General features: G+C 47.4%; 13 protein-coding genes. 4 read left to right on the plus strand and 9 right to left on the minus strand.

What is annotated here, in order from left to right; translation table 11 throughout:
• Positions 1-170 precede the first annotated feature (170 nt).
• The 4 genes from ACP4IT_RS05250 to ACP4IT_RS05265 form a co-directional block, all read right to left on the minus strand.
• On the minus strand, positions 171-2,294 hold the full coding sequence (locus tag ACP4IT_RS05250) for a hypothetical protein (protein WP_015473324.1): 2,124 nt from the start codon (positions 2,292-2,294) through the stop codon (positions 171-173).
• Between the two features lie 190 nt (positions 2,295-2,484).
• Entirely contained in the window at positions 2,485-4,092 is a 1,608-nt protein-coding gene (locus ACP4IT_RS05255) for a CTP synthase (RefSeq protein ID WP_011667271.1), read from the minus strand.
• 177 nt (positions 4,093-4,269) lie between these two features.
• Positions 4,270-4,938, minus strand: coding sequence for a DNA-directed RNA polymerase subunit delta (rpoE, locus tag ACP4IT_RS05260; RefSeq protein ID WP_021740979.1), 669 nt, complete (start codon positions 4,936-4,938; stop codon positions 4,270-4,272).
• Between the two features lie 44 nt (positions 4,939-4,982).
• Positions 4,983-5,423 carry a DUF1934 domain-containing protein gene (locus ACP4IT_RS05265; RefSeq protein ID WP_011667269.1) on the minus strand — a complete coding sequence of 147 codons (441 nt, stop codon included), beginning with the start codon at positions 5,421-5,423 and terminating at the stop codon, positions 4,983-4,985.
• A 606-nt stretch (positions 5,424-6,029) separates the two neighbouring features.
• Here ACP4IT_RS05265 and ACP4IT_RS05270 point away from each other — a divergent pair.
• The 3 genes from ACP4IT_RS05270 to yidA are packed head-to-tail and all read left to right on the plus strand — an operon-like array spanning position 6,030 to position 9,074.
• Entirely contained in the window at positions 6,030-6,869 is an 840-nt protein-coding gene (locus ACP4IT_RS05270) for a lipoate--protein ligase family protein (RefSeq protein WP_156646728.1), read from the plus strand.
• Positions 6,866-8,224 (plus strand): HD domain-containing protein, encoded by a 1,359-nt coding sequence (locus tag ACP4IT_RS05275; protein ID WP_172757583.1) that lies wholly within the window; start codon positions 6,866-6,868, stop codon positions 8,222-8,224. Before ACP4IT_RS05270 ends, ACP4IT_RS05275 begins: the two co-directional genes overlap by 4 nt.
• Positions 8,225-8,258: 34 nt before the next feature.
• A complete protein-coding gene (gene yidA, locus ACP4IT_RS05280; protein WP_156646726.1) occupies positions 8,259-9,074 on the plus strand; it encodes a sugar-phosphatase in 816 nt (271 codons plus the stop codon).
• A gap of 324 nt (positions 9,075-9,398) precedes the next feature.
• Here yidA and ACP4IT_RS05285 read toward each other — a convergent pair whose 3' ends face one another.
• Together ACP4IT_RS05285 and ACP4IT_RS05290 are read right to left on the minus strand one after the other, a co-directional pair.
• Positions 9,399-11,858 carry a phosphoketolase family protein gene (locus tag ACP4IT_RS05285; protein WP_156646724.1) on the minus strand — a complete coding sequence of 820 codons (2,460 nt, stop codon included), beginning with the start codon at positions 11,856-11,858 and terminating at the stop codon, positions 9,399-9,401.
• 263 nt (positions 11,859-12,121) lie between these two features.
• Positions 12,122-12,850 carry a GntR family transcriptional regulator gene (locus ACP4IT_RS05290; protein ID WP_015473320.1) on the minus strand — a complete coding sequence of 243 codons (729 nt, stop codon included), beginning with the start codon at positions 12,848-12,850 and terminating at the stop codon, positions 12,122-12,124.
• A 267-nt stretch (positions 12,851-13,117) separates the two neighbouring features.
• Between ACP4IT_RS05290 and ACP4IT_RS05295 the strand changes: the two genes are divergently transcribed.
• A complete protein-coding gene (locus tag ACP4IT_RS05295) occupies positions 13,118-13,534 on the plus strand; it encodes a MerR family transcriptional regulator (RefSeq protein WP_011667262.1) in 417 nt (138 codons plus the stop codon).
• 94 nt (positions 13,535-13,628) lie between these two features.
• On the opposite strand, the gene ACP4IT_RS05300 is transcribed toward ACP4IT_RS05295, so the two are convergent.
• From ACP4IT_RS05300 to glmU, 3 genes are all read right to left on the minus strand, one after another.
• Positions 13,629-13,988, minus strand: coding sequence for a DUF3899 domain-containing protein (locus ACP4IT_RS05300; RefSeq protein ID WP_011667261.1), 360 nt, complete (start codon positions 13,986-13,988; stop codon positions 13,629-13,631).
• 106 nt (positions 13,989-14,094) lie between these two features.
• Complete coding sequence (locus ACP4IT_RS05305; protein ID WP_011667260.1) at positions 14,095-15,075, minus strand: ribose-phosphate diphosphokinase; 981 nt, start codon at positions 15,073-15,075, stop codon at positions 14,095-14,097.
• Between the two features lie 82 nt (positions 15,076-15,157).
• Entirely contained in the window at positions 15,158-16,537 is a 1,380-nt protein-coding gene (glmU, locus tag ACP4IT_RS05310; protein ID WP_015473317.1) for a bifunctional UDP-N-acetylglucosamine diphosphorylase/glucosamine-1-phosphate N-acetyltransferase GlmU, read from the minus strand.
• Positions 16,538-16,548 lie beyond the last annotated feature (11 nt).

The following is a 16,548-nucleotide window of genomic DNA, read 5'->3' on the forward strand; positions in this document are numbered from 1 at the left end:
CATGCCATTGATTGGTCTCATAGCTTTACGTCAATCTGTCACCCTTCTTCAATTTCTCAAAACAATCTATTTAGTACCCATCCTATTAACATTAACAATCATCCTTAACCACACTAAAAAGACGCTAGCCGCGCTAGCGTCAATCACTCCATGATTAATTCCGCCATCCTTTACCCCGGACTATTGGTTAAGGTCCACGTCAACTGACCGTGATAGTTTCCGCGACTGGCGGCACTCGACACATGTAATCGAATGCCAGTGGTGTTCTGCCAGGTCCCAGTAATATCCGTAACTTGGCTGGGCTGCGTATTGGTGCTCTGGGCAACCTGCACGGCGGTGGCCAAGGGTAATTGCGTCCCGTCGGCGCGGCACCACACCATTTCCCCTGCCAGTCTACGCTGCGTGGTCGTTTCCGTTAACTCACTCGCTTGAACTGTCAGTTGCCAGGTAGTCCCCGTTCCCAGTGAATTCTGTACCTGAACCTGCCAATCCGGATTCCGATTAATCAGCATCTGTTGGCCCGACAAGATCGTAGTCACAAACGAACTGGTCTTCGCCAATTGACTAAATGCTAATTTCCCTGCCACCATCACGGTTGTCGCGATAGTTGCAGACCGATTGCCGCGCGAATCCGTCACGTAGACCGTCACGGAGTTAGTGCCACTGATTAATTTATCAGCCGGTAAGGTAAGCGTGAAAGCCCCCACCTCATTTGGACTCGCTGTTGTTCCATTTAACGTAAAGGTCGGCAAGGGTTGACCATTCAAGCTGGCGTGAACGGTCACCTCATGATTATTCACGGCTGGCTCGCCAGCCACTGACGCCAGCCCCGTTATTGTCGCGTTACTCCCCGGTGCTACGGTAGCGCCAGCCCCTGCCGTCCAGTCCACCGACCATTGACGAGCGGGATAAATCGTATAGTTAGGTGCCGTACTGGTCATCACCTGATTGGTGCCCGCAAAGGTGGCTTGGCTATCAGCAACCGGCGTCTCAGTAGTCACAGCGGCCACCCGTCCGGTCAACTGAAGCGTGGCCGTGGTGTTCGTGGACGACAGACTCTTGGTTAACACATGTGTCACAGGATTGCTACTCAGCGCTGTACTTGGTAGCGTTTCTTGACTGCCATCCGCATAGGTCACCGTGCCGCTTTGCCAGGTCACATTGGGAATCGTCGGTAACTGCGCCACAATATTTTGCCACGACTGACTCCCACCGACATAGGTTAGCTGATGCCGATAACTCACTGTGTCCCCACCGTTAACGTATCCGTCAGCAGTGACCGGTCGTGCCAGCGATTCATCTGTGATCGTGGTTTTCGCCTGCGCATTGACCAATCCTGGGATGTGTTCAAAGGCCACCACGTTATTAGTGCCAAAGGTCCCGGACACCCCTGTAAAGCCCCAAGTAACTGTCTTAGTAGCATCCGTCACATTAATGCCCAATTTACTCAGGTCTAAACTAATCGTGGCACTCTGCCCGGACTGACTCGCTCCCGTTGTTGGATTCTTGTCATTGAAGGTATACGTCATACTTCCCGTATTGCTGTTGTCGGTTGGCGCCGTCCAAGCCAACGTTAAGTGGTGCCACGTGCCATCCGATAAAGTCGTATTAAGCTTGCCCTGATGATTCAGAAAATAAAAGTATTTAGCGCCACTCATCGCCGTCCCATTTCTGCTGTAACTGGACACCTGCGCGGGGTAATTAGATGCAATGTGCTGGGTCGTGGTATTGATATAGTTGTAATCAAACCCATTATTATCGCCACCATCACGACTATCATTGACCTGCTCATCAAACTCCAACGCCCAACTTTTCGGTATGGCAGCCGCCGCTACGGCCGTTGCATCCGCTGCTGTACTATTGAAGTCCAGGCCCCACGTTCCCAGCGACTGGCCCGCCATGCGTCCAGCCGGAATAGTCGTAAACCCAGTTGCACCGGCATTCTGCAAAACAAAGGTCATTCCCTGTCCGGCACTCCCCGCCCCCCCTTTCCCTAGGTACAGCCAGAGAGAAAAGGTCGCATCCTTGCTCAAATCAACCTTATAGTTATTGGTAGCCCACGCCGAACCAGCGTGATTGTTCCCCTCGGTTATTTGTAACCCATGATTGTTCGCAACCAGTGTCGCCGTATTAGTAACGTTGGCAATTGAGCTGGTCGTATTAAATATTCCCGTAATCGCCATACTAGGTGGCAGCGTCGTGGTTACTGCTGTATCTGTCGCTTGGGCCGTGATCCCCCCGAATCCTAGACTGCTCAGAATACCGACGACTAGCCACCCCCAAAGTTTTCGCATCTTGTCCCCCTCCTCACAACCACGTAGTCATGCGCGGATAATCCTGACTCACCTGTCGGGCTAAGCATAACATGGTGAACTAATTTTCACGTACTACCATGTCGCCGATAAAAAGGTGCCATTACCAACTAAATATCGCAAAAAAGCACCACCGACTTTAAGCGGTGATGCTCTTCTTGGATTTTAAACTTTAGTCCTTAACCTCTCGACTGGCCGCTGCCACAAAGTCGCGGAAAAGACCTTCTGGGCGATTTGGCCGTGACAAGAATTCCGGATGATATTGCGCAGCCACAAAGAACTTCTTTTCTGGCAACTCAATCACTTCGACCAAATGATCGTCAGGTGACGTTCCAGAAAAGACCAATCCCTTGGCCGTCATTTCGTCACGATATTGGTTATTGAATTCATACCGGTGACGGTGACGTTCTTGAATCATCTCTTGGTTATCATAGGCTGCGGCGGCCCGGCTCCCCGCTTTCAATTTGCAAGGGTACAGCCCCAGCCGCTGCGTGCCGCCCATTTCATGAACGTCAGCTTGGTCAGCCATCAAGTCAATAATCTTGTGACTCGTATCTGGATTCATTTCAGTGGAGTTGGCATCTGCATAACCCAAGACATCACGGGCAAATTCGATGCTGGCAACTTGCATCCCCAAACAAATCCCTAGGAATGGCACGTCTTGTTCCCGTGCGTACTTGATTGCCGTAATCATCCCTTCGATACCGCGATCACCAAAGCCACCCGGAACGATGATTCCGTCCGCAGATCCTAAAACATCTTGGACATTATCATCCGTAATCTTTTCGGCATCAATCATCTGCAAATCAATATTGGCATCCACTGGGTAACCGGCATGTTGTAAGGCTTCCGCCACAGAAATGTAGGCATCATGCAAAGCGACATACTTCCCGACCAAAGCAATCTTGATCGTCCGGGACAGGTGCTGCATGTGGTCAACCATTTGGGCCCAAGCGGTCATATCAGCTTTGGGTGCCTGCACACCAAAGTGATCCAACACAATCTGGTCTAGCCCTTGGTCTTGTAGACGCAATGGGATTGAGTAGATAGTTGGTACATCCATGGATTCAACCACGGCCGATGGGTCCACGTCACAGAACAACGCAATTTTCTTACGCATATCATCCGTGATTGGTGCTTCCGTCCGTACCACTAAGATATTGGGTTGAATTCCAATACTTCGCAATTCGCGAACGGAGTGTTGTGTTGGTTTGGTCTTCATTTCATGAGCCGCATGCAAGTATGGGACTAACGTTGTGTGAATATAAACCACGTTTTCGTCACCAACCTCGGCCTTCATTTGCCGAATAGCTTCCAAGAAAGGTTGGGATTCAATATCCCCAACGGTCCCACCAATTTCGGTAATCACAAAGTCGGCGCCTAAGGTTTTACCCGCACGCATGATCTTTTCTTTGATCATCCCCGTGATATGTGGGATGACTTGAACCGTTGCGCCCAAGTAATCACCATGCCGTTCCTTTTCTAGAACTTCCGAGTAAATCTTACCAGTTGTCACATTGGAGTATTTGTTCAAATTGTTATCGATAAAACGCTCGTAATGACCCAAGTCAAGATCCGTTTCAGTCCCATCATCGGTGACGAAGACTTCCCCATGTTGATAAGGGTTCATCGTGCCGGGATCCACGTTAATGTACGGATCGAATTTCTGAATGGTTACGTTTAAACCACGGTTTTTTAACAGCCGTCCTAGGGAAGCGGCCACAATCCCCTTACCTAGTGATGAAACCACGCCGCCAGTCACAAAAATATATTTGGTCATGTGCTAACTCCTTGTAAGATTATTTAGGGTCGTCCGGTAGCCATTTAAAACTATAAAAAAGCTCCCTATCCATTGCGAATAGGGAGCTCACCGTTCAGTTGTCCTCACTACAAGTAGCAAGGAGCCCAAAAAATATAATACCTGCTTTTGGCAAAGAGGTCAAGCGAACCACGAAAATTATTTTTGATTTTCGTCGTCGTTTTCTTCTTCGTCTTCGTCATCAGCCTCATCATCGTCAGCCGAGAAGTCGAGATTTTCATCATCGTCATCTGGTGCATCCATTTGTGAGAGCTGATCTTCGATGCCATCTGGAATATCTTCCGTGTCATCTTCTTCGTCATCGTCGTCGATGCCTAAGCCGGTCTGTAATTTACCCAAATCAGGGGTCGAACCGGTTCCGGAAGTAACATCATCATCGTCGTTGTCGTCAACGTAGGTGCTGTTGTCATCATCTTCTGGATCGTCATCGTCGTAGTCGATCACGTCATCATCATCGGTGGTGTCAGCTAAGAAGGCATTAACCTTCTTCCGCTTCTTACGCTTAGGTTGATCTTCATCTTCCTCAGCATGAACCGTCGCTTCATCGATGGATTCAAACGGATACCAAGTTCGCAGTCCCCAAAGGTTATCACCCAGAGAAATGAAACTACCATCGACATTTAAATCCGTATAAAATTGGGACAGCCGGTCACGAATCTCTTCGTCGCTGTCGCCCAAGTATGATTGGACGGCGTTAGCTAAGTCAGCAAACCCCATCACGTCGCCGTGCTGCGACAAAATAGCATGAGCGACTTCAATCATTGATAATTCCTTTTTATTCTGGCCCTCAAAGACTTTTAATTCCAAACTGGTGCACGTCCTTTCCACAGTCTACTAAACATAATACGCGTTTATGCCGTAAATTGCAATCGAATCTTGTAGTTCCCAACTAATTCCTCACCGGCATACAAGAGGTAATCAATCTTGACGTTGCCACTGAAGGGGCGTTCCTTGAAACTCGTTTCCAAATAAGGCGTTACCGTCTCAATTGGCATGATACCATACGGTGTTTTATACCGGGCGGTCACCCGTTTACCACTGACAAAATGTAGGCGTAATTCAGCCTCCGCATTACGGGTCAAGTGGACCTCACCTTCAGAGGTGAATTTCATGGTCACTGGGGTCTTCTCACCTGTTTCGTCATTGGGTTCCAAATAACGCAGATAAAGGTTTTGGCCCATCTGCACCAGTTGCCCATCTACATCCAATTGGTAGTCTGAAACATTATCGTCTTGTTTGATGTGTGTTTCCAAGTGAATCATCACGGGAACCCCCGTTGATAATTGATCCATTTACACCCTTCCTTTCCATTGAATTGTCTGGACTAATTATAAGACATTTGTCGCCGAAAGCCCACCAATTATCACGGAATCTAGTGAATCATACCGATACCCCCACTTTAAGTGGTGCCTTGCTGGACGGTCCTCGTCATGTACTTCATGAACATCGCTGTGGTACCTTATAGGGCCGCCTTCCAGACACGTGACTTCCGGGCCAAGACTGGTTGAAACAGTTACAGCCGCAGATAGTGACCAGCACATCAATACTAACATTGCCATACCACCGTAGTCCGGCGGGAAGCGGCAAATGGGCTCAGTACCGTCGTTATCCTTGGTGCGCGTTTTAGCTCGCTTAGGATAAGACCGAGCTTTAAGACAAGTGACCTGCCTGGCTTCAAGTCGTGTCCGGTACGTTCCAGCCCATTTACCGCGACCAGAGGGCGGATAGTCACCACCTCAATTAAGAAACCAGCGGCCCAGAGCGCGTACTTTTTTCACCACCACTGAATCAATGATGAGCCAAGCTTACTTTTAGCGCCACTTCTAGTATAATAGAAAATAGGTTTCACACGGTCGGGACCTTGCCAACCGTGGACTGAATGAAAGAAGGTAGGTACCATGTTTCTCGACCTCCCCACGAATACCATTCAAACTGTGACCACTCCAATTGCGACCACACAAAAAAATCAAGCGTTTGGCTATACCAACGCCCTCCTCGACCTCGTAGCCGAGCTTAAACAGCCAATTCTTCACTTCTGGACCATGCAGCCCACCGTTATCATGGGATTGAAGGACAAACGCTTGCCAGACCTTACAGCGGCCATTAAGGCCATTCAACGACATGGTTACGATTACGTCCTCAGAAATTCTGGGGGGCTGGCCGTGGTTAGTGATGCCGGTATCTTAAACATCTCTCTGTTTGCCCCATTAACGACACCTCCAATGAGTGTCGATGCTGCCTATGCGCAAATGACTACCCTGGTTGATGCCGCCTGGCCGGAATTGGCAATTCAACATTATGAAATCACCCATTCCTATTGTCCTGGCGATTATGACCTGAGTGTTAATGGTCTAAAAATTGCCGGAATCGCCCAGCGGCGTAGTCCCCACGCGCTGGTCACGATGCTTTACCTCAGCGTTAATGGTGACCAATTGGCTCGGGGCCAAATGATTCGTGATTTTTACACAGCCGGTCTGGCTGGACAGGAAAACACGTGGGACTTTCCCGATGTCGACCCCGCTACCATGACCACTACGGCCGCGTTAATTGGACAAAACTTAATGGTAGCTGATGCGCAACAGCGGTTTATCACTGCTGCTGAACAGGCGGGCCTAAAAGTTGGGCGAACACTACTCGCACAGGCGATGGCAACTCCCGAATTTGGCGCCCACCTGGACCACGCTACCGCCCAAATGGCACGCCGCCAACCACAGCTTAATAAGGAGGACTCTCTGTGACTTACGCACAACAACGACTTCCCCGAGAAAAAGTTCTCCGGGACCCGGTTCACAATTATATTTACGTCCAACATCAAGTGATTTTAGATCTCATCAATACCCGTGAATTTCAACGACTCCGGCGGATTAAACAACTCGGAACCGCCTCGTTAATTTTCCATGGTGCCGAACATTCCCGTTTTGGTCATTCATTGGGTGTCTACGAAATTACCCGCCAGATTTGCGATAATTTCCAACGGAACTATCCTATGAAGACCCCCGGTGACGGTGGCTGGGATGATCGTGAACGCTTAACAGCATTATGTGCGGCACTCTTACATGACATCGGGCATGGGCCGTATTCTCATACATTTGAACACATCTTCCATACCAATCATGAAGCCATTACAGTTGAAATCTTGACTTCACCGGAAACCGAGGTTAACCAAGTTCTCCGTCGGGTCAGTCCCAACTTTCCCGAAGCAGTGGCCAGTGTTATTCAAAAAACGTACCCTAACCCCCAAGTGGTCCAAATGATCTCGAGTCAAATTGACGCGGACCGCATGGACTACTTGTTACGGGACGCCTACTTCACCGCCACTCAATACGGGACCTTTGACTTAACCCGGATTTTGCGGGTGATGCGTCCCTACCAAGGGGGCATTGCGTTTGCCATGAACGGCATGCATGCCGTCGAAGACTATATTGTCAGTCGCTTCCAGATGTATCAACAAGTTTATTTTCACCCCGTTTCTCGGGCAATGGAAGTCATCTTGGATCACTTACTGGGCCGCGCCAATGAACTGTATCAAGCGGATCAAACGGATGAAAGTTTTATTCCCCACTTACTGTTACCATTCTTTAATCGGCAGTTTGACTTACAAGATTATTTGAATTTAGACGACGGAGTGTTAACCACTTACTTCACCCACTGGCGGCAGTCGCCAGATAAGATCTTGGCTGACCTCGCCCATCGCTTCTTAGACCGCAAACCACTCAAGAGTGTCGAATATGATGAGGCAACGCAAGCTCTATTACCGCAACTGCGGCAACTAATTCACTCGGTTGGCTTCAATACCGACTACTATACGGCCACGGACAATAGCTATGATTTGCCTTATGACGATGCCTATGATCCCCGGATCACGCACCCGCTGACCCAAATCGAACTTCAAGAACCCGATGGCACCTTGTTGGAATTATCGACGGTCTCAGATTTGGTCAACGCCATTCGGGGTAAGTTCACTGGCGATCAACGCTTCTTCTTCCCCAAGGAATTACTCAATCCCGGCGATGACGCCCCAGAAATCTTCCAACCAATCTATGACGAGTTCAGCAGCTATATTCAAAATAACCAACTGATTCAACCCAAATAACCACTTTCATTTCACATTAAAAGGAGAATCTTCTATGACCATCAAACTCATCGCAATTGACATCGACGGCACCCTACTCAATGAAAAAAACGAACTGGCTCAAGAAACCATTGACGCCGTACAAGCAGCTAAGGCCCAAGATATCAAGGTGGTACTCTGCACCGGCCGACCTTTAACTGGCGTGCAACCGTACCTTGATGCTATGGGTATCAGTGGCGATGACCAATATGCCATCACCTTTAATGGGTCCGTTGCCCAAACGATCTCTGGTAAAGTCCTCACCAATCACTCACTAACTTACGAGGACTATATTGATCTGGAAGCTTGGGCCCGCAAGGTACGCGCACATTTCCAAATTGAGACGCCCGATTACATCTACACGGCCAATAAAGATATCAGTGCGTATACCATTGCCGAAAGTTATCTGGTCCGGATGCTCATTCGGTACCGCGAAGTCAGCGAAACACCTCGTGACTTAACGATTTCAAAGGCCATGTTTGTCGACTATCCCCAAGTTATCGAACAGGTTAAAGCTAATATGCCACAAGACTTCAAGGACCGATTCAGTGTCGTCCAAAGTGCACCCTACTTCATCGAAGTCATGAATCGGCGGGCTAGCAAAGGGGGCACTCTGAGCGAACTGGTCGATCAACTTGGTTTGACTGCGGATGACGTGATGACCCTCGGTGACCAAGGCAATGATTTAACCATGATTAAATACGCTGGCTTGGGTGTCGCAATGGGAAACGCGATTGACGAAGTGAAAGAAGCCGCACAGGCTGTCACCTTAACCAACGCGGAAAATGGTGTGGCCGCCGCAATTCATAAGTATGCTTTGAACGAAAACTAGCCTGCTTTTAGCCTAGTTTTCAAAAACTCCCGCCTATATAACTTCGGTCAACGCTTGGACAATCCGGCGTTGACCGTTTTTATTTTGATCCCAATCAGCACACAGCCAATGCCCCCAATCTGTTCTCATTGATTTAATTATCAAATATTTATTAACGCTACCCCTAATACTTTAAAAATAGCCGCTGAGAATCCTAAACATTCGGTATTCTCAGCGGCTATTTTTATACACAAAAAAACCGTTACCCAGGCGTTTTCACGCTTGAGTAACGGTTCAAAATGTTCACACCAACTTGTGGCGTTTCAATTTTAGTTAATCAAAGAATTACTTCTTCAATGGCGTCCATTGCCACTTAGTGAATTCTTCAATATCGCGACCTTCGTCACGGGTAATCTTAAAGTGCTTAGCTAAGATGTCGTCCATCTTCTTGTCGAAGGCCTTGCCGGCAGCTTCGTCGATAACGCCCTTGGCAATCAAGGTGTTAACAGCATCCTTAGCTTGGTGGAACCGATCCAATTCGGAGTATACACGCATGTCGTAAGCAGTCGTGATATCACCATCTTCACGGTAACCATGAACATGTAAACCAAGGTGTTGACGTTCGTAGAAGAAGGATTCGATCAAGTCTTCGTAACCATGGAAGCCAAAGACAACTGGTGTACCAGATTCGCCGAAGAATGAACTGAATTCGCTGTCGCTAAGTGCACGGTCATCGTTCAATGGGCCGTTCTTCTTTTGCAGACGTTCTAGTTCAACAACGTTCACGTAACGCATCTTAACAGCTGGGAAAGCATCGTTGATCAAGTCAACAGCTGCCAACGTTTCGATGGTTGGTTCAACACCAGCAGAAGCAAAGACGATATCAGCATCTTCACCTTCAGCAACAGTAGAAGCCCAGTCGATGGTCTTAAGACCCTTCGTAGCCAATTCTTCGGCTTCGTCGATTGAGAACCATTGTTGACGAGGTTGCTTAGAAGCAACAATGTGGTTAACCTTTTGACGGTCCTTGAAGGCCCGGTCAAAGACAGCTAACAATGTGTTCCCATCAGCTGGAAGGTATTGACGGATAAAGTCAGACTTCTTTTCAGCCAAGTGGGTTAACATACCTGGATCTTGGTGAGTGTAACCATTGTGGTCTTGTTGGAACACAGTGGATGTTGAAACCAAGTTCAGGGATGGGTAATCATTCCGCCATGGTTCTGCAGCGGCTTGACGAATCCACTTGAAGTGTTGCGTGGTCATTGAGTCAACAACCCGCAAGAATGATTCATAAGAAGTGAACACACCGGTACGACCAGTTAAGGTGTAACCTTCAAGCCAACCTTCAGCTTGGTGTTCTGATAATTGGGCATCCAAAATACGGCCTTCTGGAGCTTCATATTGGTCATTTGGTTCCTTGACCTTACTCATCCATTGACGGTTCGTAATCTTGAACATTTCCCAAAGACGGTTAGACATCGTTTCATCAGGTCCGAAGATCCGGAATGATGATGGGTTCTTTGTGGCAACGCCAGCAAAGAAGGTTGACAGAACGTTCATATCCATGTTCTTGTTGCCATCTGGTAACAAAGTCCCACGGTTAGATTCGTTGATGTCGTTAGCGTAGTCTTTCCAGTTTGGTAAGTCGAGTGTTTCTGGCTTTTCGCCACGAGCACGGCCACCATTAGCAACTGGGTTAGCAGCCATCCGCTTGTCACCCTTAGGTGCAAAGTCAGCGACTTCTGCCTTCAATGAACCGTCAGTATTGAACAATTCAGCTGGCTTGTATGAGTTCATCCATTCTTCAAATTCAGGGAGTTCCTTGAAGTTGTTTTGGCTCAGACCAAGTGGAACTTGGTGAGCACGGAATGAACCTTCGATTGGATCGCCGTCCAAGTTCTTCTTAGGACCGCCCCAACCCTTTGGTAAGCGCGCAATAACAACTGGCCAAGCTGGGATAGTCCCATCTTCGTACTTGCCGTTTTCACGAGCGTCTTTTTGGATTTGCTTGATATCAGCAATTGCTTGATCAAATAACTTAGCCGCTTTTTCGTGGTAAGTCATGTAATCATGAATGTCATCGTTTTCGAGGAAACGAGGTGACCAACCCAAACCTTCAAAGAACTTAGCGATCTTGTCATCGCTCATCCGTGAGAAGATCGTTGGGTTAGAAATCTTGAACCCGTTAAGGTCAAGAATTGGCAACACAGCACCGTCGTTCTTAGGGTTCAAGAACTTGATGGAGTTCCATGCAGTCATTGCAGGGCCCGTTTCAACTTCCCCATCACCAACAACCGTGAAGGCAATTTGGTCTGGGTTGTCTAAGACAGCACCAGTTGCGTGGGAAAGTGAGTAACCAAGTTCGCCACCTTCGTGGAGAGAACCTGGAGTTTGAGCAGTCATGTGAGAACCAATCCCACCTGGGAATGAGAACCGCTTGTATAAACGGGACATCCCTTCGAGGTCTTGGGTAATTTCAGGGTAAGCATCCGTGTAGGTGCCATCCAAGTAAGAGTTGGTTACCATTACTTGGCCACCGTGACCAGGACCACCAATGTAGAACATGTTCAAGCCGTACTTGTTGATCAAACGGTTAGCATGTGCGTACAGGAAAGTTTGGCCGGAGATAGTTCCCCAGTGTCCAATAGGCTTAACCTTAACATCATCCTTTTGGATGGGTGTGTTTGTAACTGAGAACAATGGGTTGCTCTTCAGAAAAATCATACCACCGGAAAGGTAAGTCGTGGCACGCCACCAAGCGTCAACTTTTTCCAAGTAAGACTTGGAATCGTAATCTACTGCCATGAATTTTTACACTCCTTCTTCAAGTAACATAACGTCAAAAAACCATCAACGTAAATCACAAGAGGTCAATTTACACTACCTATGATACTGACTTTTTTCAAAAAGTCAACATTATCTGAAATTGATACGGTCCAATTCCAAATAATTCGGTTCTCATTATGCCATTTCACAAACACCCCTTCAAGTAAACTGCTCAACTTTAGGCAATTTTCTTCAAGGGGTGCTTGCTTGTGTAAGAGCCAACCGCTAGTCTGACAAGTGTTCTAGTCCTGATCCAGATTCACAAACGTATTATATTTCAGATACTGATAATGCAAGCGCATATTGGAAACTTCAAAGGGGGTACCGTCATCTAAGAAGAAAATGCCCGCCATGACGCCAACCGGTTCAGTTTTAGAAAGATTTAATAACTGCTGATCTTCTCTGGTTGATGGCTCAGCCGAAATTGACAAAAAAGAACGACTGACAGACTGTCCCTTAATCTCTTGTAAATAATTAAAGATTGAGTGCTGGGCAACTGTCGGCGTTAATGCCGGCAAAATCTTAATCGGAATATACCCTGTTTCAATAATAATGGGTCGCTGATCAAACAACCGCAAGCGTTTAATCTGATAAACAAAATCAGTACTTTCTAAAAATAGATCTTGTTGCAACTCCGGGGTGGCTGCAATCACTTGGTAGTCTAGTAATTCACTCTTCGGTTGGCTATCCCCGACCTGAAAGCTATCCGTCACACCCAAATTTTTCCCTTCATAGTGAAAGGCCGATTTATTCTTCAAAAAGAAGGGATTAATAAAGGTCCCCGCCCCACGTTTTCTAAAAACAATGCCCTGCTCAGCCAATCGATTCACAGCCCGCTTTACTGTACTACGACTGACTTGATACCATTCGCTTAATTGCTGTTCATCTGGCAGTCTTTTAGTGGCAAAATCTCCAGCCAGAATTCGCTGTTTCAGATCATGAATGACCCGTTTTGATACGCTATCTACCATACAAATAACTCTCCTAAAAACTAACTCACACGTTCACATCATTTGCGTTCAGTATACCAGATTTTTCTGAGTAGTCGCAGCGGTTCTTCCCCAGAAGCATCTTGGCTAACTATCATGGGCAAACGTAACTTCACCCTTTAGCAATTTACCCGATTTTTTAAATAACTGGCCTAACCACCCTGAATTTTGATTATTTTCAGTAGTCCTTGACCCCCCTCAGTTCCTTAACGTGGTAACCTATTCGCAATCGAGAGGAGGTGACGTGCGATGAACACCAGAGATTTCGCTGGTAAGGTCGGCTGTAATTGTAGCACCCTGCGGACTTATGAACGGGCGGATTTGTTGATTCCCAAACGAACTGCTACGAATCACCGCAACTATACAATAGCCGACTTAGCAACCTATCACATTATTCATAGCCTACGGCGGGCGGGCTTACCATTAAGTGATATTCACCATATTCTTCAACTCCGATCGGCAGATGTTAATGCCACGTGTTCGGCGGATACACTGCGGTTTATCATGGGCAAACACAGCCAATTTATTGCCGATCAGCACTTTTACACGGCGTTATCCGGACTCACTGACCAACTCTCAGCCGCCCTCACCCGTTCGACCGTCTCTCGTAGCGAAGTAGAACGGATGATTGAAGCAATCGGTGAACTGGACGATCAAGTCATCTAAGATAACCTGTTACGCTGGAAATTATGGCTGGGGGGACCCCCAGCCTTTTTGAGTATAAAAAAGGCAGTCGTCAACGACTGTCTTTAAGTCAAATTTAAATGGTAAAAACGATTCCCAAAATCACGTAGCAGACACCTGCGACTAACCCAAAACGGGCAGGGGCATTGATGACAATGGGGCTGTTTTTTACGCTTGCCACGTGGCGCACGGGTACTTTCTCATCTGGCAATGGCTCCACCTTTTGTCTAAAGGCGCGGCGGAACAATCGCCGAGTCCCCGTCAATAGATGCCCGCGTAGCAACACACAGATAGCACCAAAAACAATTAAGGCTAGACCAACCATGAATAATAAATTACCAATGGTTAACAATGACTGGCCTAAAATCTTCATCACTAAGGCCACCAATAAGCCTGCACCAACCGTTCCGGTCGCTGCTCGTTGCCATTTCTTCATATTGTCATTCCTCACTCTCGCAGCCAAACCTAATCCCATCTATTGTCCATCACTTAATGAAAAAACTTGAGCCAACGCACCGCGCCGCTCAAGTTTTTAGATGACTTTATTGTTCTTGACTGTGAAACCGATTCTTGAACAATGGACTGACTGGGCGATTCTCATTAATCCGCTTGATAGCTTGACCCATCAGTGGACCCACAGAAATCTGTTCAACCTTATCAATCATCTTGTCAGCAGTTAACTGAATCGAGTCCGTCACCACTAACTTCTTGATTGGCGACTTCTTAATCCGTTCAATAGCTGGCCCAGATAAGACCGGATGAGTACAACTAGCATACACTTCCAAGGCACCGGCATCCATTAGAGCTTGTGACCCTAATGTAATCGTTCCGGCTGTATCAATCATGTCATCAATCATGATACACCGCTTACCTTTGACGTCTCCAATAATATTCATGATTTCAGCCACATTAGCCTTAGGCCGCCGCTTATCGATAATCGCAATTGGCGCCTTCAAGAATTCGGCTAACGCCCGGGCCCGCGTCACACCACCATGGTCAGGTGAAACCACGACCGCATTTTCAGCCAAACCACTGTTAATGAAGTAGTCGGCCAGGAGCGGCGCACCCATCAAATGATCCACTGGTACATCGAAGAACCCTTGAATTTGAGCTGCATGCAAATCAAGTGCCAAGACCCGGGTAACCCCGGCCGTTTGCAACATATTTGCGACCAATTTAGCCGTAATTGGTTCTCGTGACCGGGCCTTCCGGTCTTGACGCGCGTACCCGTAGTACGGAATGACCACGTTAATGGTTGCCGCACTGGCCCGCCGTAACGCATCAATCATAATCAACAGTTCCATTAAGTTATCGTTAACGGGAGCTGACGTTGATTGAATCACGTACACATGACATCCCCGGACACTTTGTTCAATGTTGATCCGAATTTCACCATCACTGAAACGGTCCACCGACGTTTTCCCTAACTCAACACCAACCTCGTCAGCAATCTTTTGTGCCAACGGTTTGTTGGAGTTCAACGCAAAAATCTTTAATTTAGGGTCAAAATATTGCGTAGCCATAATTTCCTCCAATAGCATTAGTCTGCCTGAATTTCCTACAACAATTTTATGCTATCGCGTCGGGAAACACAAGACCTTCCGCTTAATCTTCACCGCGATAAGGTAGTTTCTGATAATAATTGGGTTTATTCGTTTGGCGCTGACGAGCAATTGCCATATCGTAGCGGTTTACGGCATCGGTAATTGTAGAGCCGGCTGCAATAAAACTATGGTCGGCAACGTCTAGTGGCGCAACCAAATTAGAGTTTGAGCCGATAAAGGCATCATCCCCCACGACAGTTTCATGCTTGTTCTTACCGTCATAGTTGACGAAGACTACGCCACACCCCACGTTGATGTTCCGGCCTAATTTAGCGTTACCCACATAAGTCAAATGCCCCACTTTGGTGCCTTCACCAATCGTCGCCTTCTTAACTTCAACAAAGTTCCCCAAATGAACTTTAGGTCCAATGTGAGATTCTGGCCGTAAATGACTATTGGGTCCAATGTTCGACCCACTGGCCATATCGGAATCTTCCAATAAGGACGAGGTTACTGTGACGTGGTCAGCCAGTACCGCATTCCGTAATTCAGAGTGGGCACCAATGTAACAGTCCTCCCCAATTACTGTGTTTCCCTTCAGTAAAACACCAGGTTCAATGATAGTATCTGCACCAATCTTGACACCTGCATCAATGTAGGTTGTCGCGGGATCGATTAACGTCACACCATCACGCATGTGGGCTTCGTTAATGCGGTCACGCATGATTTTGGTTGCCGCAGACAGGGCGACCCGATCATTAACTCCCATCGACTCATCAAAATTAGCCATTTGATAAGCAGCCACAATGTCTCCTTGATGCTTCAAAATTTCGATGACGTCTGTCAGGTAATATTCCCCTTGGGCGTTATCATTTGACGTCTCATGGAGCGCTTTAAATAACTTTTGATTATCAAACACGTACACGCCGGTGTTAATTTCGTGGATTTCTTGTTCTTCAGAATTGGCATCCTTTTGTTCAACAATCTTTTCCACGATACCAATATTATTCCGAACAATCCGACCGTAACCGGTGGGGTCTGGCGCCATTGACGTTAAAATCGTGGCAGCGGCATGTTTGGCTTCATGATAAGCAAATAAATCTTCAAACGTCTCTGCCCGAAATAATGGCGTATCACCACTCACAATTAATGTTGTGCCGGCTTCATCCTTTAGCATGGGTTCGGTCTGTAGGACCGCATGCCCCGTCCCCAGTTGTTCGGCTTGTAACGCGTATTGCGTCCGGTCGCCTAACGTTGACTTGACCTCATCAGCTCCGTAGCCCACAACCGTGACAATCTTGGACATATCTGTCTTTTCCACTTGCGTTAATACGTGGTCAACCATCGCTTTGCCACAAACTTTGTGTAGTACCTTATACAGTTTTGACTTCATCCGAGTGCCCTTACCAGCAGCAAGGATAATAGTATTTCTCGTTGTCATTTAACGATCTC

It is taken from the genome of Levilactobacillus sp. LN180102, from assembly GCF_050106635.1.
Taxonomy (GTDB): domain Bacteria; phylum Bacillota; class Bacilli; order Lactobacillales; family Lactobacillaceae; genus Levilactobacillus; species Levilactobacillus brevis.